The following is an 18,670-nucleotide window of genomic DNA, read 5'->3' on the forward strand; positions in this document are numbered from 1 at the left end:
CCCTGACCTGCGTCCACGACCGTGAGGAGACCCCGATGCGCCGACAGACCGTCCGACCCGGCCTGTCACCCGCATCACAAAGGACTCCTCGCCCTCGTGAAAACCCTGAACATCGGCATTCTCGCGCACGTCGACGCCGGTAAGACCAGCCTGACCGAGCGCCTGCTCTTCGAAGCAGGCGCCATCGACCACCTCGGCAGCGTCGACCGCGGCGACTCCCAGACCGACTCCCTCGAGCTCGAACGCCGCCGCGGCATCACCATTCGCTCCGCGGTGGTCTCGTTCGTGACCGGCGGCGCCCGGATCACGCTGATCGACACGCCCGGCCACTCCGACTTCATCGCCGAGGTCGAGCGCGCACTGCGCGTACTGGACGGCGCGGTGCTCGTCGTGTCCGCCGTCGAAGGCGTCCAGGCCCAGACCCGCGTGCTGATGCGCACCCTGCTCCGCCTCGGCATCCCGACGCTGGTCTTCGTCAACAAGATCGACCGGATGGGCGCGCGCGACCAGCTCGCCGACATCCGCGCGAAGCTCGCGCCGCGGGCGGTCGCCCTGGCCGCCGCCACTTCGCCGGAGTTCCTGGCCGACGGTGACGACGCCTTCCTGGAGTCCTATGTGGACGACCGGGTCGACGCCGCGGCCTGCCGCGCCGAGCTGGCCCGGCAGGTCGCCCGCGCCGCGGTGCACCCGGTGCTGACCGGCTCGGCGATCACCGGCGCCGGCGTGGCGGACCTCGTCACGGCCATGGCCGAGCTGCTCCCGGCCACCGAACGCACCGGCGACGGCCCGCTCGCCGCGACGGTGTTCAAGATCGACCGCGGCCGCGCGGGCGAGAAGATCGCCTACGCCCGCCTGCACTCCGGCTCGCTCGCGCCACGGCAGCGGATCTCCTTCTACCGCGGCGAAACCGAGTTCACCGGCCGTGTCTCGGCGGTCGAGGTGGCCGGGGACGACGTGGCGCTCGCCGGGGACGTCGCCCGGGTGCGCGGCCTGCGCGAGGTCCGGATCGGCGACCGGCTCGGCTCCCCCGGCACCGTCCGCGACGGCGTGTTCGCGCCGCCGAGCCTGGAGACCGTGGTGCGGCCGGTCCGGCCCGAGCAGGCGGCACCGTTGTTCACGGCGCTCACCCGGCTGTCCGAGGAGGACCCGTTGATCGACGTCCGCCGCCACGGCCACGACATCTCGGTCCGCCTCTACGGCGAAGTGCAGAAGGAAGTCCTGCGCTCGATGCTGGCCGAGGGCGCGGGCATCGACGTCACGTTCGAGCAGACGCGCACGCTGTACGTCGAGAAGCCGATCGGGCGCGGCGAGGCCGTCGAACACCTCGATCCCGAACAACGGCTGTACTTCTTCGCGACGGTCGGGCTGCGGGTGGAACCCGGATCCGGCGTCACGTTCGACTTGTCGGTCGAGCTGGGCTCGCTGCCGCTGGCGTTCCACAAGGCGATCGAGGAGACCGTCCACGCGACGCTCGGCCAGGGCCTGTACGGCTGGGAGGTGCTCGACTGCGCCGTCACGCTGACGCACACGGCGTTCTTCAGCCCGCTCAGCGCGGCGAGCGACTTCCGCAAGATGACCCCGCTCGTCCTGATGGCGGCGCTGCAGGAGGCCGGCACGCGGGTGCACGAACCGGTGCACCGCTTCGAGCTGGAGGTCCCGGCGAACGCCGTCAGCGCGGTGCTGCTGAAGCTCGCGGACCTGCGCGGGGTCCCCGGTGAGCCGGTCGTCGGGCCGGCGTCGTGCACGCTGCACGGCACCATCCCGGCCGAGCACGTCCACGAGTTCGAGCAGGCGCTGCCCGCGCTCAGCCAGGGCGAAAGCGTCTTCCTCAGCGAGTTCGCGGACTACCGCCCTTATCCCGGGCCGCCGCCGACGCGGCCCCGGACCGGCGAGAACCCGTTGGACCGCAAGGAATACCTCGCGCAGGTCGCCCGGCGTTAGCGCTTGTGCGCCCAGGCCGCGCCGAAGCAGTACGCGCCGAACGCGGCGAGCCCGAGGGCGACGACGACCAGCAGCGCGGTGCCGAAGGGCTGGGCGGCGAGCGTCTTGAGCGCGGCGTCCAGCCCGCCGGCCTTGCCCGGGTCGGCGGTGAACCCGGCGATGGCGACGAGGATCGCGACGATCGCGAGGACGGCTCCCTTGGCGAGGTAACCGACCCGGCCGACGCCACCGATCCAGCGCTTGGTCCGGCCCGGCAGTTCGGTGGTGTCGAGGTCTTCGAGGAACTTCTTCTTGAAGCCCTTGACCCCCGCGGCGATCGCGACACCGAGGATGGCCGCCGCGGCGATGACGACCAGCGCGGGCCCGGCGGGCAGCTGGAGGAGCTTGGCCGTGAACTCCTGCTGGGTCTGGTTGCTCGACCCGCCCCCGCCGCTGCCGGTGGCGATCTTGAACGCGGTGAACCCGAGCACGATGACGACGACGCCACGCGCGCCGGCGCCGATCCGCTTGCGCGTCCGCTTCCCGCCGCTGACCCACTCGTAGCCGGTGGCGGCCATCAGGAACTGCCAGAGGCCGAACAGCACCAGGCCGACGGCGAGGACCCAGAGCAGCACCTGGCCGAACGCCGTCGAGCCGATCTCCTGCAGCGCGCCCTTCTGGTCGGCCTGCTTCCCGCCGCCGAAGGCGACCTGGAACGCGAGGTAGGCGAGGACGAGGTGGACCAGGCCGTAGCAGGCCATCCCGGCCCGGCCGAGCACTTGCGCGGTATCGGTCTTCTCGCCTCTGCCGGCGGCGGCTTCTGTCCGGTTCATGCGGTGTGGGGTACCCACGGCGGCCCGCGATCGGTTGGGCCAAGCGGCGCAATCGCGCCCTGTGATGGGACGATCCCGGCGTGGATGCGCGCCTGGTCGGCTACTGGTCGGAAACGGAGGTGCACCCCGGCTCGCCCGAGTACACCGAGCTCGGCTTCCGCGCCGACGGATCGGGCTGGCTGTACTGGTCCAGCTGGAGCACGGAGTTCGCCGTCCTGCGCTTCGGCTGGCACACCCCGGAACCGGGCCTGCTCACCGTGCGCCTGCGGATGGAGCTCGACGGCTCGTGGTCGGCGGACGGCGCGCACCGGGTCGAGCGCTGGGCGGCCGTCGACACGCTCGTCGAACGGGCGTGGGCGCTCGAAACCGAGCTGACGCTGGACCGTCCGCTGGACGACGCGCTCGGCGGCACGCGGTTCCGGCCCGTCGCGGGCGGCGGCATCGACCCGACGCTGGCTTAGGCCGGCCGGCGCCGGATCGCGTCGAGCCCGGCCCAGCCGCCGTTGGCCGCGAGCAGCGTCAGGACTTGTTCGGCTTGCTCGGCGAAGCGCGTGAGGTCGTCGTGCAGCAGCGCCGCACGTTCGCTGTCGAGCTGGTCGAAGTCGTCGAACCAGAGCCCGATGGCCGAGCCGGCGGTGACTACGAGGCCCTGCACCAGCCGCAGGAACCCCGGCGACGGCTCGGCGGCGTCGGCCCGGTAGGCCGTCTCGATCTCGTCGCACGCGGCGAGGAGGTCACGCAGCTGGCGGACGGCGTCGGCGGGCGTCCCGTCCCAGGCGGCCGTCGGCCAGGCGCGGTCGGACAGCTCGAGCCACAGCCGCCAGCCGGCGACCAGCTCGGCTTCGTCGTGGGGCGTCCAGGACGCCGGAACCGGCCAGTACATGCTTCGAGAGTGACACCGCCGGAGCGGAAATCCGCCCCGGCGGTGGGTTATGTCTCATGTGGCGTAGCTCAGCTGATCACCGGCGGCACCGGGACGCACGGCGGCGTCTTGGCGTGGGCCGGGTCGAGCGCGTTGAGCACCAGCCCTTCGGCGACCGGGTCGTAGGTGATGCCGAGGTGGTCGGTGAAGTCGAGGGCGCAGACGTTCTGCAGCAGGATGTTCTTGACGTTCGGCGCGGCCGCGAGGAACGCGCTCGTGTACGGCGTGACGACGTCGTCGTAGCGCGTCTGGATCACGGTGTACTGGATGCCGTCGACGGTCTCGCCGCCGGCGTTGAGGTCGGTGAGGAAGGGCGAGCCGACGGCCTGTTCGTTGCACGACTGGCAGACGGTGCCGAGCGCCGCGGGCACGCCGGGGATCCGCTCGAGGGTGCTGAGCAGGCCGAAGAGATCGGTCCCGTGGTTGGACGGCGACAGCCCGACCAGGCGGCTGATCTTGCCGGCGCCGCCGAGGTACTTGATCCAGTACCGGATGTTCATCCCACCCTGCGAGTGCCCGACGACGTCCAGCTTGCTCGCCCCGGTCGCCTGGAGGATCTTGTCCCCGAAGGCGGCAAGCGCTTTCGCGGTGTCGGCGATCGGCCCGACGGTCTGCAGGAAGCTCCCGGGCGCCCCGCCGAAGTTCCCGGCGAAGACGCAGTACCCGGCGTCGGCGAGCTTCTGGGACAGGTTGGCCCAGTTCTCGTAGGCGTTGGCGGTGGTCCCGTTGGAGAGCAGCACGGGGTTCGGGTGCGCGGCGGAGGGCTTGCAGGCCCAGTCGTTCGTCCCCGGCGGCGCGATGGTCGGGTTCCCCAGCGAGTACGCGGCCGCCGTGAGGATATTGGGCTGCACGGGCCCGGTCGGTTCCTTCGCCGCGGCCTGCCCCGCCCCCAGTGTGAGCGCCGCCGCCGTGGCGAGGGCGGCGGTCAGCCACTTGCGCGTCATGCCCATCCGGTTCACCTCTCTGTGAAGGATGGTGATCCACGTCACCAAGTGGTTAACGCGCGAGTAACTTGTCCGGACACTCCCCTCCGGGGGTGATTTTCTGACGCGATGTCAGGTGCTAGGGCAACAGAAAGCCGCGAGTGGCACTCACCGACATGACAAAGCCCCCGGCGATGACTCGCCGGGGGCTTCGAGTGGCTCCGGGTCAGCCCTTGAGCAGGGCCCGCGCCATCACGAGCTTCTGGATCTGGTTGGTGCCTTCGTAGATCTGCGTGATCTTGCGGCAGGTCTGAGCCGACCTGGCGATCATGCCTGAAAACAGCCTCTGAGCTGCGGCGATCCATCTCGGTAGTTCTCGGTGGATCTTGGCCTTCCCCGACGTCCGACGGCCTGTAGACGGCCTGGTGATGTCGGGGGTCTTGCCGCGTCCAACTGCTCGGGCTTGCCAGTCGACGAGCTGGAAGCGGCTCCACAGTGCGCCCTGATTGGGGCTGCGTCGGCGGCTCGGCTGCTTCATCGTCGGCACTCCTCCGGCTGGTCGGCGTCGGCGAGGCGGGTAGAGCGGTGGCTGTTCGTCCCCGTCTTCCTCGCCCCTGCCGCGCTTAGCGCCGGGTCGTCGGTGTCAAGGGTGAGCGCAGCTCATCGCAGAGCGACGCCGTAGGCGCCCTTGATGGCGGCGGACCGGTGTTAAACGATCGCCTGCGAGGGAGTGGCCATCGCTGATGAGCTGGTTTCGACGTAACACTGATCGACTCAGCAACGTTATTTGCCGTATGGGGTTCATCCGGTCAACCCGCCGTCGGCGGTGCGCGTGCACGGTCGGCCAGTCGGCGGGCTGCCCGGCGACCGGCGGCCGGAGCGGAGCGGCAGGCCGTCCGAGTCGCACTCGGGCAAGCCCGCCGCACGGGTGGTGACGTGCGCGCCGCCGACGGCGGCCGCGCCCTTGATCCCATAGAGCCGAATTCGGCAGCTGTGGCTGTACTCTGAGCCGACGCGAGGAGCCTGATGACCAACCCGCCAACTAGCGCGAACGAACTCCTTGATGCTGTCAGCAAGCTCGAATCTGATCCAACAGGCGTGGATACATTCAGGCGCTACGTATGGCAGGCAAAGCAAGTGGTTCGCATCTGGTGCACTTCGCTCGGCACAGACTCGACTCTAAAGTATGTGATCTGCGAGCATGTAGAAGACGTCACACTGATTTACGACGGCAGCATCAAGTTTGTCCAGCTGAAGACGCGGACTCGTGGCTCATGGAGCGTGCCGAAGATGTGCACATCCGGACTGGACGCTCTTGCCCGCTCTTACAATGAGAGCTTGAAGCATAATTGCAATATAGTTTCCACTTTTGAATTGTGGCTCGAAGGCCCGATATCGGAAGCTCCTGACACAGTAAAATTTGTGCAGGATCCTCGAACTGCAAATTCGGCCACCAGGACAAAACTTATCAAGCTAGGTGTCCCAAAAGCTCAACTAGACGACTTTCTTTCGCGACTAGCCATACGACCAAACCAGTCTCCTCGGGCAGACATCGACGCAAAAGCCGTTTACGAACTAAACACGCTATGGCCCTCTATGTCTCAACCTGAGGCGCACGCTCTATACGAGCGACTCCTACAGTTTGTGACCGCCGCACAGCAGGCAGACGTCATTCCATCATTATTCGCAAAATATTTGGGACGCACAGAAGATAGCAAGTTCGCCACCGTGGACAGCACAGACGGAACGCCTGCAAACCTAAACATACTTCAAGTCCTGAGCAGCGAGGACATACGTCGAATTACTCCGCCAACTCCTGCCGAAAGAGCCGACAAGTTACTGGGCCGAGTGAGCGAAGGCTCGACTCTCTCTATGCTTGAGCTGAAACTTGATGCCGCAGGGGCCGACGAGGACACAAAAGAAGACGCCAAGCGACTCCGTGCCGATATGGAGATACAGAGGCAACTACTAATCGCCTCTCGCGACAACGCCGAAGATCAACTCGAAAGCCTAGCTTCACGCGTCTTGATAGTCGCGAAGGCTACAGCACGAAAAGTGGATCAAGAAGGCGCAATGAATCCGGCGATCTCATCCCGTCCCGCAAGAGCAATATCTGCACACTTTCTGAGCAACCCAAACATACTAGGGGGCCTTGATACTAGCTCCCTATTCGCAAAGGACGGCTTGCAAGTATACGGGTTTCTTGCTCATCTTTCCGATGGCTGCCGATTCTCCTGGAAGGACGCCAGGTGAATCAAGTAAATGACGACGGCCAGTCGACTAAAGTAGATCGATCCGACAATCGACGTCGCCTCTACCGTGCAACACCGGAATCTGAAGCTAGAGTTCTCCTTCTGATCGACCAATTCAGCAGGACCGCCCGGGGTCGGGAGCGGTTCCTTGAAGGCCGAGTAAAGCTAGCAAAGCTTGACTTCTTGATTCGATATCCGCGCCACTTTTCTAGAGTCATCGAGGCATGTGGCGCAACAGCAACAGATCTAGCCTCGTTAGACAAAACCGACTTCCCTCTAGATGCCCGGATGATGCGCTATCGATACGGCCCTTGGGATCCGTCGTACTATGCAATCCTGGGATCACTAATAGGTCGCGGACTCGTAGTTGTTTCGCCTCTGGCCGGCCGGTCCGGCTTTGGCTATCGAACCAGTTCACTGGGAGAACAGGTTTCCAACGAGTTACGGCTTGACGAAAGTTTCGAGCAGACAGTCCAACGCCTGCGATTGGCGAGGAAGTACCTCGACAAGTCCGGAACAACTCTCAAGAATTACTTGTACGAACTACCAGAGATCGCCGACGCTAACTGGCACGAGGAGTTGATTTAGCAGTGACCACCGCCAGTCGCAATTTGTCGCGAGCTCACAGGATAGAGATATCAAAGCTGGAGCTGCTCGGCGGCGGACGCGAGGTGCCGTTCAAGCCCGGCCTCAATATTGTCCAAGGCGAGATTTCCAGCGGCAAGACGACATTTGTTCGACTTATACGCTCACTCTTCGGAACGGTGCCTTCGGGTTTACCACCCGAAACCGGCTACATTCGGACCATCCTCGGAGAGGTTTACCTAGGCGACAGAGAATGGAAGATATTTCGCCCACTCGTCACAACCAATACCGCTCCCGTCGACGTAGCGGAAATTCAGTTCAACGAAGACTGCGAACCGGTCGCCTTTAGGCTTCCTGCCGGAGGCAAGGGACAGCCTTACAGTACTTTCCTGCTCGACCAACTTTCAATCCCTGCAGTAAGCGTTCCTCGCGCACGAAGTAAGCCCTCCGAGGCCTTGACCCCAGTGACGATGACCGACTGGTTAGGCTATTGCATCGTTACTGGTGACGAGATTGACACCCAGGTGTTTGGACATCTTCATCAATTTCGCGACATCAAGAGGCGGGCCGTATTCGAGCTTGCCTATGGCTACTACAACCCTGACGCCGCCAGAATGGCAGCAGAGTTGCGCAGCCTAGAGTTACAGATCGATGCGATCGATCGCGATTCAGATGCAATTAACGCAATCATCGCCTCAACCCCCTTTGCTGATGCTCGCGCGCTTGAGAATCAGTTACAGCAGTTAGCCCGAGAACTTGCCGAAGTTCGTGATCGACAGAGTCGTTCGGCGGCTGCGTCATTCGAAGTCCCGGGCGTTCGCGAGTTACGGTCAGCAGTGATCTCCTATAGAGGTCGCCAGGCCGACCTCAACGAAAGGATTCGCCGACTAGAGGCGCAGCTTGTCGACCTACGCGACCTTGAACGTCAACTTAAAAGCCAAGCCGCACGTCTAACACGCGCAATTGTGGCCGACGAATGGTTGGTCGACTTCGACTTCATCGTCTGCCCTCGCTGCGGCAACGACGTCGACAAAAGTCGGATAGACCCAACTCACTGTTACTTATGCCTCCAAGAGCCGCGACAAGCGACCTCTCGGGACGACTTACTGTCCGAACAAAGCCGAATTACTGAGCAAATCACTGAAACAACGTCAGTCATTAGTTCTCGACTCAAGACATTGAGTGACCTCAACATACAAGCACAAGAACTTGAGGCCGGTGCCCGCAGTGCAACGCTCGCGCTAGACGAAGCAACATCATCTTTCGTCTCAGAGCGCGCAGTGGAACTTGAGTTTCACGCCGCGCGGCAGGCCGATCTTGAAGCCAACATCCGGCGCCTACGCGAGTATCTAGAGGTTCACGAGAAGCTTCGGACCCGTCAAGAGATGCGCACCTCCCTGGAGGAGAAGCGCGATGAACTCCTGACGGAAATAAGCGGGCTTGAACTAGATGATTCAACCCCCGAGGAGAACGTCAAGGCGCTAGAGAAGCGCATGCTTTCGTATCTTCGAAGACTCAACATTCCGGAATTCGATGAAGGCCTGACAGTCAAGATCAACAGGACAACGTACTTGCCAATTGTTTCCGGTCGAAAATTTGACGAGCTTTCCAGCCAAGGACTCAAGACACTTGTGAACATAGCGCATGCTTTAGCACATCATACCGTAGCTATCGACCGAGGACTGCCGATGCCCGGCCTCTTAGTATTGGACGGATTGATCGCAAACGCTGGCTACGAAGGGTTTGACAGAGCCAGAATCGGTGATATCTACGATCTACTTCTAGACGTCAGTAACGAGTACAGTGAAGCCTTGCAGATTGTGGCGGTCGACAATGACTTGCCGACAGGGGTACTACTCGATCTCTCGGATCGCGTGATCCTTACTCTCGACCGCGAAAATCGGTTGATCAGAATACCGGCACAACGGGCCAATAGCGATGCGGAAGGGTCCGAGGCGCAGGCAGATAGTGAAGGGAGTTCATCCGCGCCCTGACTGCTAGCCTGGAGGCATGCGTGGTGCGGGTGATCAGCTCAGCATCGGGGAGCGTATTGCCTTCTACCGGCGGCGGCGAGGTCTGTCGCAAGCGGTGCTGGCCGACCTGGTGGGCCGGTCTGAGGACTGGTTGAGCAAGATCGAGCGTGGTGAGCGCGATATCCGCAGGTTGGACGTGCTCGCCGACGTCGCGCGGGGTCTGCGCGTCACACTGGGTGACCTCCTCGGCGAACCGGTGCTCCTGGAGGACCAGGACGAGAACGACGACGTGCCGGCCATTCGTGACGCGCTGATGGCTCCTCGGCGGCTGTCTCGGACGCTGTTCTCCTCGTCGATGTCCCCGGAGTACATCGACCCGGCGCCAGCGGCGCAACTGGTGGAAGGTGCCTGGTCGAGCTACCAAAAGGGCGACCTCGGTCGCGTGGTAACCGCTCTCCCTGGGCTGATCAAGACCACTCAGGAGATGGAAGCAGCGTCGGCGGATGACGCGACGTACCGGCGGGCGTGTGCAGCGGTGTCCGCGCGGGTGCATCACCTGGCCGCGACGACGCTGAGCAAGATCGGCGAGGCCGACCTCGCCTGGATCGCGGCCGAACGCGCCATGCAGGCGGCGGATGAATCGGATGACCCGCTGGTCCTGGCCTCGGCCGCCCGTTCGGGTACGCACGCGCTGCTGGCGGTCGGCCGGTTCGATGACGCTCTTGAGCTGGGCGACGTGGCCGCGAAGTGGCTCCTCCCGAGGATGGCGTCCGGTGATCCGGCGGCGCTGAGTCTCTACGGGATGCTCTACCTGCGGACGGCCGTGGCTGCAGCCCGGCACCAGGACCGCTCGACGGCGAACGAACTGCTATCGCACGCAGGCCGCGCGGCTGATCAGCTCGGGGTGGACGCGAACTACTGGCAGACCGGGTTCGGCCCGGCGAACGTCGAGCTGCACCGGCTTTCGGCCGCACTCGACCTGGGCGACATCTCGCAGGTGATCGAGTCCGCGCCCCGGACCAACGTCGACCACCTACCGGTCGAGCGACAGGTAACCCACCTGATCGACTTCGCGCGGGCGCTCAGCCTGGTCGCCAAGGACGAAGAGGCTCTTCAGACCCTGCTGACGGCAGAGCAGAAGGCGCCGACGATCGTCCGACACAGCACGCTGGTCCGCGAGGTCGTGCGGTCGATGTACCGGCGTGCCCCGGCGACCGGTGGCAAGAAGTCGTCGCTGCTGCTCGCCCTGGCTGAGCGCTGCGGCGCGGTGAGGTAGCCGGATGGGCTCGCGTGTTCTCGGTCTGGTCGGTTCGGGCGCTGGCGGAGTCGAAGACCTGGTGCCCCGGTTGATCAAGCCCGCTCAGCGGGACGGCTGGACCGTCGCGGTGACCTTGACTCCGACCGCCGGCCGCTGGCTGGCTGAGTCCGGCGGGGTCACCGAACTCGAAGAAGTCACCGGCTACCCGGTGCGGATCGAGCCGCGCTCCCCCAGCGGCACCAGCCCGCACCCGTCGCCGGACGTCTACTTGGTAGCCCCTGCCTCGGCGAACATGGTCGCCAAGCTCGCGCTCGGCATCGCCGACAACCAGGCACTCACGCAGGTCAACGAGGCAATCGGGACCCGGAACCTGCCGGTGGTCGTCTTTCCTCGCGTCAACGCCGCACACGCTCGTCACCCGTCCTGGGACATGCACATTGAGGCGCTGCGGCGTGCCGGCGTGCACCTCGTCTACGGTGACGACGTCTGGCCACTGCACGAGCCGCGGAGTACGCCGGGGCGAGAACTGCCCTGGTCAGCCGTACTCGACGCCGTGAATACGGCCGTCTCCCCCTCGCGCTAGCCCCCTGTCGCACCTACCCGGACAGTTTGTCCGGGGTGATCCACACCACCGGGTGTCTCCTGGTTCCAGCGCGCCCACCCGGGCACGCCGAGACCGAGACATCTGGAGTGCAGATGGGCATTCACGTGGTGATTCAGCCCCTCGTCGGATACGGCGCGGCGGTGGTTTCACCATCACCGGGCGTTCGCCAGCTCGTGGCGGGCAGCGAAGAGGCCTCGTTCATTATCCAAGTGCCCGCCCGTATCGGGGGCCTGATGGACACGGCGCGGTTCGCGCGCAGTCTGGCCGTTGCCGCGAATGAGTTCGGCGAGTGGTGCGAAGTCCAGAACCGTACCCGGTCGTATTCCTCTTCCCTCGAACAGCAGTGGTCCAGCGCGGTCGATGACGCCGCGCCCGGTGAGCGCGACTGATTCCAGAGAACACAACAGACACAGCAGGGGCTAAAATGGCTATCTACAAGGGTTTTCGCTTTCCGATCGAGTTCGACGACGCCTTCGCTCAGGGTTTGGTCATGGTTGGCGAGGTCTCGCCGGACAACGAGTACCAGTCCCGTGAGGACAGGGCAGCCGGTCGCCCGGCGCGGCAGCGGGTCGACGAGGTGACCGGTAAGCGGCAGTGGAAGGTGACGGTCACCGACCCGGCCGAGACGAAGGCGAAGCGGGCATCGTTCGAGATCACGTTGCTCGCCGACGTGCAGCCGGTCCCGGCGACGTCCGAGGCGCTGCCGGGGATGCGTCCGATCGAGCTGGAGGGGCTGACGGCGGAGCCGAAGGTCGCCGGGCAGGGCGAGTTCAAGTACCAGTCCTACGTCTTCCGGGCGACCGGGTTCAAGACGGCGACCAGCGGCTCGGGCACGAAGGCCACGCGGTCGGCGTCGGGTGGCGAAGGGGCGGCGAAGGCGGCGTGAGTGGGGCGAACACGTCCGGGCCGGTTCGCGACGCCAGGGCGTTTCAGGAGCTGGTCCGGGCGTGGGAAACGGCGTACCGCGACTACATGGCGGCGTGGGAGCACGGCTCACGGGTGCTCTCGCCGGTGGCCTCGCTGAACACGTCGAATGCGGCGCGGCGGGTGTCGCGGGCCTGGCACGAGCTGGCCAAGTCGCGCGGGCTGCCGTGGTGGTGCGTGGCGGCTCTGGAGTCGGCGGCCGAGGGATTCGCGGAATTGGCACGGGATTGGGCGAGTAAGGCAGACGGCGATGGGGTTTCGGGTCGACGGGTTCGGCGTGACGTGGACGGTCGAGTCTCGGGATTCGGTGACGGTGGAGGAGACGGGTCCGCATCCGGCCAGTCCGCCGGTGCTGGTCGTGACCGGGGCGACGTCGGTGGCGACGCTGGCTCTGCCGGGGGATGTGGAGGAGTGGCCGGCGTGCGTGGCGTTCCTTCTCCGGCTCCGCGACGGGGTGGACGACCTGGCGGCCCTGGTGGCTGCGCGCGCGGCAGTTCCGGTCGGTCCTGATGGGGGCGGAGACGGTGGTCAGGTCGTATCGCGAGGTTGCGACGCTGGCTGACGCGCGGGAAGCCGTGTTCGTTCTCCGGCCGGAACGGGATGCTGCTCTGTCGGTCTGGGTTGAGTTCCATCGGGCGAACGCGGCGATGTATGAGCGGGTCGCCGAGCTGGATGAGCGTCATTACTGGGAGGCGTTGTACTGGGTCGGTTATGAGATGCGGCAGGTCGAGAAGCTGACAAAAAAGCCGGAGTGGAAGTCGGGCTACGGTGATGCGCGGTGACGGTCGAGATCGATCCGGCGGTAGTTGCGGAGCTTGTTGATCAGTACGCGGCCGGTGAGACCATCGAAGGGTTGGTCGCGCGCTATCCGTTCAGCTATCGGAAGATTCGCACCATCCTTATCGACGAGGGTGTGACGCTTCGGCCTCCGAAGATCCCGCTTCCTCCGACGCCGCCGGGCCTCGTCAATGCCTACAACTTCGGCCGGTCGATCCGGCAGCTCGCTGCCTCGTATGGCTTGAGCTACAACCAGACCCGCAACATCCTGCTCGCTGAAGGTGTGCAGCTTCGCTCGCGCGGGCAGTGCTCGACCCGGCTGGAGGTGAGCGGAGCTCGACAGAACTAGCTACGACGGCAACAACCGAAAACTGACAATTTTCGCACGCCGGGACGTGTGACATATAAACACGTCCTTGCGCACTCAAGTTTGCCCTTTAGAACGCAGAACCGGTTCCTGGCTACCAACCTTTTCGCCGGTTCTGCGTCTGTCCACTGGAGAAGTGAACAATGCAGACGATAAATGATGACAACGGACGGCGGTCAACCGGGGTCACCCGGATGCGCTGCGCGGAATGCAAGCGGTTCGCTCGGCTGTTGCCGGGTGAGACCAAGTGCGCTCCCTGCTTGGGGGCGTTGCCGCTGGATCTCTCGGCGGCGCTGCGGGGTGGTCGGCGATGACCTCCCCCGGAATGCTCGTGATCGCCCTGGCCGGCCTCGGCCTCTTCGTGTGGGTCCTGGCCAAGATCGGGCGGGCCTTGGCGTCCATGGCTGAGCTGCTGACCGCCATGGTTGTCGTGTTCGTGGCCCTGTGGTGGGCCTGCAAGGTCGTGTTCTGGCTGTTCTCCCAGGTCGTGATCCACTGGCGCACCTCGTTGACCGTGATCGCGGTCTACCTGTGGTGCGTCTGGGTCGGCTGGGTCTGGCTCGTGGTCAACCTCGTCGGCCTGGCACTGATCCTCGGGGTCTGGCGGCTGCTCGACGTGACCTCGTTCGACCAGTGGTGCGGCCGGCCGTTGCGGTCGTGGTGGCTGCGCTGGGCCGTGTACCACCTCAAGCTGCCCGGCTGGCTGCACGCCTGCGGCCTCAGCGTCCGCGATGCCGCGCTGCCGGTCGAGGTGACCGTGAACCTGGTGGGTCGCCGGAAGGCTTCGCGGGCGACGGCTCGGCAGTCCGGGGTTCAGGTGCCCAAGGTCCTCGGCGTCCGCTCGGGCCCGTCATGGGATGAGGTCCGAGTGCGGCTGGTACCCGGCCAGAAGCCGGAGGATTTCGACGAGGCGGCCCGTGCGCTGGCGTCGGCGCGGAAGGTCGCGCGGTGTCAGGTGCGGGAGCTGGAGCCGAACCTGGTCTCGATCGACTTTCAGCGTCGTGACCAACTGGCCGGCCTCGTGCCTTCTCCGGACCTGCCTGAGGGGCAGTCCGCCGTGGACTTACGGCAGGTGTGGGCCGGTCGCACGGAGTACGGGCATGACTGGCGCGTGCCGTTGCTCGGCTCCGGTGCGCACTGCCTGACCGCCGGTGCCTCGGGTGCGGGGAAGAACTCGGTGATGTGGTGTCCGCTCGTCGCTGCCGCGCCTGCGATCCGCTCGGGTCTGGTGCGCATGTCGGGGATCGATCCCAAGGGGATGGAGCTCGCCTACGGGCGCGGGATTTTCGCCCGGTACGCGGTGTCCGGGAAGGACGCGCTCGAGGTGCTCGACGGCCTGGTCGAGGAGATGGAATCCCGTAAGCGGGAGTTCGCCGGTCGCGTCCGCACCATCCCGCTGTCCACGGAGTACCCGTTGGAGCTGCTGGAGTTCGACGAGATTGGCGCGCTCACGAAGTACACCGACCGCAAGACCCGCGAACAGATCGTCGAACGCGTCGCCCTACTCAACACCCAAGGTCGCGCCCTGAACATCTCCGTACGCGGCTATGTGCAGGAACCAACCAAGGACACCGTCCCGGTCCGGGAGCTGTTCACCCGCCGCGTGTGCCTGCGGGTCACGTCAAAGACGCACGTCGGCATGGTCCTCGGCGACGGCGCCTACGAACGGGGCGCCTGGGCCAACCGCATCGGCGACAGCGAAGCCGGTGTCGGGTTCGTCTGGGGCGAAGGCATCCGCGAACCGCTGCGCATCCGCGCAGGCTGGGTGTCCGACGAGACGGTCAAGGCGCTGGAGCACTACGTCACCAACGGCAGCACGGCTCGGCCCGCGCTCGGCGGCGAGGGGGTGGCCGCGTGAACCGGCTGATGGTCTTCCTCGACACGATCCGGGACCACCTCGACCTCCACCAGCTCCCGCCGGTCGCCACGGTGACCGTGCGGACCTGGTCAGACCCGCTCACGGTCCAGCTCGACGCACATCGGCTACCCGACGTCGCCGGGGCTCTGTTGACCTGGGCCAACACCCTCGACGACGTGTCGGCCTCACTCTGGCGCACCCCGGAGGGCGACTCGGTGCACCTGTCGCTCACCGGCCGAACCCCGTGCGGAATCCCCGTGCACGTCTACGGCGGCGTCGCCTACGACCCGGCGGCGTTCCCGGATCTGCCCGCTGGCCAGCGGCAAGACATGCCCGTGTTCCAGCTCCGTCAATGGAACCGCCCCGGGGAGGTGGCTGCCTGATGACGCCAGACACCACACGACCGGCCACTGCCGGGACGCGGGCGGAACGGATACGGACACCGCTCGCAGCTGACGTGATCCGGGCAACGGCGGAGAAGCACGGCGTCTGCGTCCGCCCGTTCACCATGGAGATCGGCGACACCGAGACCGGCGAACTCCGCTACGTCCCCGTCCCGTGCGGCTCCACCGTCGAGTCGGTGTGCCTGCCGTGCGCGCGGAAGGCGAAGGCGCTGCGGCAGGCCCAGTGCCGCGAGGGCTGGCACATGACCGAAGAACCCGTCCTTGCGGCTGAACCGCCCTCGGAGGACCACAAAGAGCTGCTGACCTACCGCGCCGACCTGGTGGCGGCCTACCGGGAGGTGGTCGGGCACGACCAGGCGGAGGCGGAAGAGCTGCGCGAGGAGATCGCCGGGGTTGATGCGGAACTTCGGCAACTTGGGATGCGGGGCCGGCTGCCAGCGCTCAACGTGCCGACGAAGCAGGCGGTGAAGCGGTCGACTCGTCGTAGGCAGGACGCGCCGAACCTGCCCCGACGTAAGGTCGCGAAAACGACGGTCGGGCGGGAGTACGCGGGAAAGTTCCGGCCGTCGATGTTCGTCACGCTCACCTGCGACACCTACGGCCCGGTCCGCGACGGGGCACCGGTCGACCCGGCCCGCTACGACTACCGGCGGGCAGCGCGGGACGCGGTGCACTTCTCCGCGCTGGTCGACCGGTGGTGGCAGAACCTGCGCCGGGTGATCGGCTGGGACGCCCAGTACTTCGCCACGGTCGAGCCGCAGAAGCGCACGGCTCCACACCTGCACGCGGCAATCCGTGGGGCGATCCCGCACGACGTCATCCGCCAGGTCACCCAGGCCACCTATCACCAGGTCTGGTGGCCCAATCACGACCAAATCGTCTACACGGGTCGGCTGCCGGTCTGGGACCCGGACACGCGTGCGTTCATCGACCCGGACACCCGGCAATCGCTGACCAGCTGGGACGACGCCGTGGACCAGGTCGAGGACCCGGCACACGTGGTCACCTTCGGGCAGCAGGTCCACTCAAAGGGCATCCTCGGCGGCACCGAAGAGGCCGGCCGCCACATCGGCTACCTCACGAAATACCTCACCAAGTCCACCGGCGAGGTCGTCGAGGCAGACACCGCGCGGCTGCGGGATCACCACGACCGGCTGCACGCCGAACTGTCGGTGACCCCGTGCTCCCCTCGCTGCGCGGTTTGGCTGCTGTACGGGGTCCAGCCCAAGGGCGCGGGCAGCAAAACTACCCCCGGCCACTGCAAGGGACGGGCTCACCGCCGGACCACGCTCGGGCTGCCGGGGCGGCGGGTGCTGGTGTCGCGCAAGTGGTCGGGCAAGACCCTCGACGACCACAAAGCCGACCGGAAGGCGTTCGTTCAGCAGGCGTTGGCGGCGATCGGGATCGAGAAACGACAACCGGACCCGGCCAGGCTCGTGTGGCGCAAGGTCGAACCGGGAGACCCGCAGGTACCGCCCCGGCCGCACCTGGTCATGCGTGCCATCGCGGAACGGATCACGTGGAAGGCCGAGTACGACCGCGCGCTACTCGCTGCCGCCGGACCACCAGGGGACGGTCCGAAAACTTCGGCAACTCAGCTCGCAGCCTAACCAGGGGGAACAGATGAACATCAGCAACATGGACCGGCTGTGGTCGGTCGACGACGTCTCCGCCTACCTCGGCGTCCCGGTCAAGACGCTGTACCAGTGGAAGTGGCGCGGCGAAGGTCCCCCGGTTCGGAAGATCGGCCGTCACCTCCGCTACGACCCGGCGAAGGTCCAAGCCTGGGTCAACGGAGAGGCGGCGGCCTGATGGGACACATCCAAGATCGCTGGTACCGCCCTGCGCGTGACAAGGAGACTGGCAAGGTCCTCCTGAACGCGCGGGGAAAGCCGGTGCTCGAAAAGACTGAGCTGTACGGCACCGGCCTGCGATACAAGGTGCGCTACCTCGACCCGGACGGCGAGGAGCGTTCGAAGTCGTTCCCTGACAAGCAAAAGAAGCGCGCGGAAGACTTCCTCATCGGTGTGGAGTCGGACAAGCGCGAGGACAAGTACATTGACCCGCGCTCGTCGTCCAAGACGTTTCGGCAACAGGCCGAGAACTGGCTCAAGGCACAGTCACCCGACCCGGCAACGCGCGAGATTCTGCGTAGCCGACTCGAAAGCCAGATCTACCCGGTCTTCGGGCACCTGAAGTTCGGACAGATCAAGCCGTCGACCATTCGTGACTGGCTCGGCGTGATGGAAGAGAAGCGGCTCGCTGCCAACTATCAGGTCGTGCTGTTCACCATCGTGACCGGCGTCCTGGACTCGGCGATCGACGACAAGTTGATCCGGGAGAACCCCTGCCAGGCGAAGACCGTTCGGCGACCGGTGGGCAGCAGTCCGCAGGTCGTGGTGTGGCCGGAAGAGCAGGTGCACAAGGTGCGGGCCGGGCTCGCTGAGCGGTTCCGCGTCGTCGTCCCGCTCGGGTCCGGGCTCGGGCTGCGGCAGGGCGAGATTCTGGGCTTCTCGCCGGACGATACCGACCGGGAGGAGATGGTGGTCCGCGTTCAACGGCAGATCAAGACCGTCAAGGGCGTGATGATGTTCGCTCCGCCGAAGGGCGGCAAGACGCGGACGGTGCCGCTCTCCCCCGCCCTGCTGGCGGAGATCGATGACCACGACGACCGGTTCCCGGCGACCGCCGTCACGCTCCCGTGGAAAACGCCCGACGGCGATCGGGTCACGGTCCGGCTGCTCGTCACCGGCGAGGCCGGCCGCCTGTACACCGGCGACCTGTTCACCAAGGTCGTCTGGCAGGGCGGGTTCAGGGAGGCGAAAATCACCCACCGTGGCCGGGCCGACGGCATGCACGCGCTGCGGCACTTCTACGCCTCGACGCTGCTGTCCCGCGCGGTCTCGATCAAGGAGCTGGCCGAGTACCTGGGGCACGCCGACGCGGGCTTCACGCTGCGGACGTACACGCACCTGGTCCCGTCGAGCCACCAACGGGCTCGGCAGGCCATTGACGCGGTGTTCGGGCGGCCTGGTGCCGATGACGGCCTGGAGGCGGCCTGATCATGGAC

18 protein-coding genes are annotated in these 18,670 nt (G+C 65.8%); 15 read left to right on the forward strand and 3 right to left on the reverse strand.

Annotated features, from left to right (window positions below; genetic code table 11):
* Window positions 1-96 precede the first annotated feature (96 nt).
* The gene (locus ACWEN0_RS23835; protein ID WP_451977371.1) at window positions 97-1,941 is read left to right on the forward strand and encodes a GTP-binding protein; all 1,845 of its coding nucleotides are present in this window, start codon (window positions 97-99) and stop codon (window positions 1,939-1,941) included.
* Here the strand turns inward: ACWEN0_RS23835 and ACWEN0_RS23840 are convergent.
* Window positions 1,938-2,753 carry a DUF1206 domain-containing protein gene (locus ACWEN0_RS23840; protein WP_451977374.1) on the reverse strand — a complete coding sequence of 272 codons (816 nt, stop codon included), beginning with the start codon at window positions 2,751-2,753 and terminating at the stop codon, window positions 1,938-1,940. The two genes, ACWEN0_RS23835 and ACWEN0_RS23840, sit on opposite strands and share 4 nt — an antisense overlap.
* A gap of 80 nt (window positions 2,754-2,833) precedes the next feature.
* Here ACWEN0_RS23840 and ACWEN0_RS23845 point away from each other — a divergent pair, with 80 nt between their 5' ends.
* Complete coding sequence (locus ACWEN0_RS23845; protein WP_451977376.1) at window positions 2,834-3,214, forward strand: hypothetical protein; 381 nt, start codon at window positions 2,834-2,836, stop codon at window positions 3,212-3,214.
* Here the strand turns inward: ACWEN0_RS23845 and ACWEN0_RS23850 are convergent.
* Together ACWEN0_RS23850 and ACWEN0_RS23855 are read right to left on the reverse strand one after the other, a co-directional pair.
* A complete protein-coding gene (locus ACWEN0_RS23850) occupies window positions 3,211-3,636 on the reverse strand; it encodes a hypothetical protein (protein WP_451977380.1) in 426 nt (141 codons plus the stop codon). The genes ACWEN0_RS23845 and ACWEN0_RS23850 overlap by 4 nt on opposite strands.
* 68 nt (window positions 3,637-3,704) lie before the next feature.
* Window positions 3,705-4,625: an esterase/lipase family protein gene (locus tag ACWEN0_RS23855; protein WP_451977383.1), complete on the reverse strand. Its 921-nt coding sequence runs from the start codon at window positions 4,623-4,625 to the stop codon at window positions 3,705-3,707.
* 999 nt (window positions 4,626-5,624) lie between these two features.
* On the opposite strand from ACWEN0_RS23855, the gene ACWEN0_RS23860 reads away from it, so the two are divergent.
* The 13 genes from ACWEN0_RS23860 to ACWEN0_RS23920 all read left to right on the forward strand — a co-directional run bounded on the left by ACWEN0_RS23860 (window position 5,625) and on the right by ACWEN0_RS23920 (window position 18,662).
* Entirely contained in the window at window positions 5,625-6,851 is a 1,227-nt protein-coding gene (locus ACWEN0_RS23860) for a dsDNA nuclease domain-containing protein (protein WP_451977386.1), read from the forward strand.
* A gap of 589 nt (window positions 6,852-7,440) precedes the next feature.
* Entirely contained in the window at window positions 7,441-9,429 is a 1,989-nt protein-coding gene (locus ACWEN0_RS23865; protein WP_451977388.1) for a hypothetical protein, read from the forward strand.
* A 16-nt stretch (window positions 9,430-9,445) separates the two neighbouring features.
* Window positions 9,446-10,684, forward strand: a complete 1,239-nt coding sequence (locus ACWEN0_RS23870) for a helix-turn-helix domain-containing protein (RefSeq protein WP_451977391.1) — start codon at window positions 9,446-9,448, stop codon at window positions 10,682-10,684.
* Between the two features lie 4 nt (window positions 10,685-10,688).
* Entirely contained in the window at window positions 10,689-11,249 is a 561-nt protein-coding gene (locus ACWEN0_RS23875; RefSeq protein WP_451977394.1) for a flavoprotein, read from the forward strand.
* Window positions 11,250-11,362: 113 nt separating this feature from the next.
* On the forward strand, window positions 11,363-11,659 hold the full coding sequence (locus ACWEN0_RS23880; RefSeq protein ID WP_451977397.1) for a hypothetical protein: 297 nt from the start codon (window positions 11,363-11,365) through the stop codon (window positions 11,657-11,659).
* A 35-nt stretch (window positions 11,660-11,694) separates the two neighbouring features.
* Window positions 11,695-12,156, forward strand: coding sequence for a hypothetical protein (locus ACWEN0_RS23885; protein WP_451977400.1), 462 nt, complete (start codon window positions 11,695-11,697; stop codon window positions 12,154-12,156).
* A gap of 547 nt (window positions 12,157-12,703) precedes the next feature.
* A complete protein-coding gene (locus ACWEN0_RS23890; protein WP_451977402.1) occupies window positions 12,704-12,976 on the forward strand; it encodes an AMED_5909 family protein in 273 nt (90 codons plus the stop codon).
* Complete coding sequence (locus ACWEN0_RS23895) at window positions 12,973-13,320, forward strand: helix-turn-helix domain-containing protein (protein ID WP_451977405.1); 348 nt, start codon at window positions 12,973-12,975, stop codon at window positions 13,318-13,320. The genes ACWEN0_RS23890 and ACWEN0_RS23895 overlap by 4 nt, the downstream gene beginning before the upstream one ends.
* 328 nt (window positions 13,321-13,648) lie before the next feature.
* Window positions 13,649-15,196 carry an FtsK/SpoIIIE domain-containing protein gene (locus ACWEN0_RS23900; protein ID WP_451977408.1) on the forward strand — a complete coding sequence of 516 codons (1,548 nt, stop codon included), beginning with the start codon at window positions 13,649-13,651 and terminating at the stop codon, window positions 15,194-15,196.
* Window positions 15,193-15,579, forward strand: coding sequence for a hypothetical protein (locus tag ACWEN0_RS23905; RefSeq protein ID WP_451977411.1), 387 nt, complete (start codon window positions 15,193-15,195; stop codon window positions 15,577-15,579). The genes ACWEN0_RS23900 and ACWEN0_RS23905 overlap by 4 nt, the downstream gene beginning before the upstream one ends.
* A complete protein-coding gene (locus tag ACWEN0_RS23910; protein WP_451977414.1) occupies window positions 15,579-17,210 on the forward strand; it encodes a replication initiator in 1,632 nt (543 codons plus the stop codon). Before ACWEN0_RS23905 ends, ACWEN0_RS23910 begins: the two co-directional genes overlap by 1 nt.
* 13 nt (window positions 17,211-17,223) lie before the next feature.
* Window positions 17,224-17,412, forward strand: coding sequence for a helix-turn-helix transcriptional regulator (locus ACWEN0_RS23915; protein ID WP_410668777.1), 189 nt, complete (start codon window positions 17,224-17,226; stop codon window positions 17,410-17,412).
* Entirely contained in the window at window positions 17,412-18,662 is a 1,251-nt protein-coding gene (locus ACWEN0_RS23920) for a tyrosine-type recombinase/integrase (RefSeq protein ID WP_451977417.1), read from the forward strand. Before ACWEN0_RS23915 ends, ACWEN0_RS23920 begins: the two co-directional genes overlap by 1 nt.
* Window positions 18,663-18,670 lie beyond the last annotated feature (8 nt).

The sequence above is a fragment of the Amycolatopsis sp. NPDC004378 genome (assembly GCF_053602455.1).

Bases quoted from the DNA above. Each gene is read 5' to 3' on its own strand.
- ACWEN0_RS23840 (WP_451977374.1), bottom strand. From the start codon at position 2,753: ATGAACCGGACAGAAGCCGCCGCCGGCAGAGGCGAGAAGACCGATACC.
- ACWEN0_RS23870 (WP_451977391.1), top strand. From the start codon at position 9,446: ATGCGTGGTGCGGGTGATCAGCTCAGCATCGGGGAGCGTATTGCCTTC.
- ACWEN0_RS23855 (WP_451977383.1), bottom strand. From the start codon at position 4,625: ATGGGCATGACGCGCAAGTGGCTGACCGCCGCCCTCGCCACGGCGGCG.
- ACWEN0_RS23890 (WP_451977402.1), top strand. From the start codon at position 12,704: ATGGGGGCGGAGACGGTGGTCAGGTCGTATCGCGAGGTTGCGACGCTG.
- ACWEN0_RS23875 (WP_451977394.1), top strand. From the start codon at position 10,689: ATGGGCTCGCGTGTTCTCGGTCTGGTCGGTTCGGGCGCTGGCGGAGTC.
- ACWEN0_RS23885 (WP_451977400.1), top strand. From the start codon at position 11,695: ATGGCTATCTACAAGGGTTTTCGCTTTCCGATCGAGTTCGACGACGCC.
- ACWEN0_RS23920 (WP_451977417.1), top strand. From the start codon at position 17,412: ATGGGACACATCCAAGATCGCTGGTACCGCCCTGCGCGTGACAAGGAG.
- ACWEN0_RS23860 (WP_451977386.1), top strand. From the start codon at position 5,625: ATGACCAACCCGCCAACTAGCGCGAACGAACTCCTTGATGCTGTCAGC.
- ACWEN0_RS23910 (WP_451977414.1), top strand. From the start codon at position 15,579: ATGACGCCAGACACCACACGACCGGCCACTGCCGGGACGCGGGCGGAA.
- ACWEN0_RS23880 (WP_451977397.1), top strand. From the start codon at position 11,363: ATGGGCATTCACGTGGTGATTCAGCCCCTCGTCGGATACGGCGCGGCG.
- ACWEN0_RS23850 (WP_451977380.1), bottom strand. From the start codon at position 3,636: ATGTACTGGCCGGTTCCGGCGTCCTGGACGCCCCACGACGAAGCCGAG.
- ACWEN0_RS23900 (WP_451977408.1), top strand. From the start codon at position 13,649: ATGACCTCCCCCGGAATGCTCGTGATCGCCCTGGCCGGCCTCGGCCTC.
- ACWEN0_RS23915 (WP_410668777.1), top strand. From the start codon at position 17,224: ATGAACATCAGCAACATGGACCGGCTGTGGTCGGTCGACGACGTCTCC.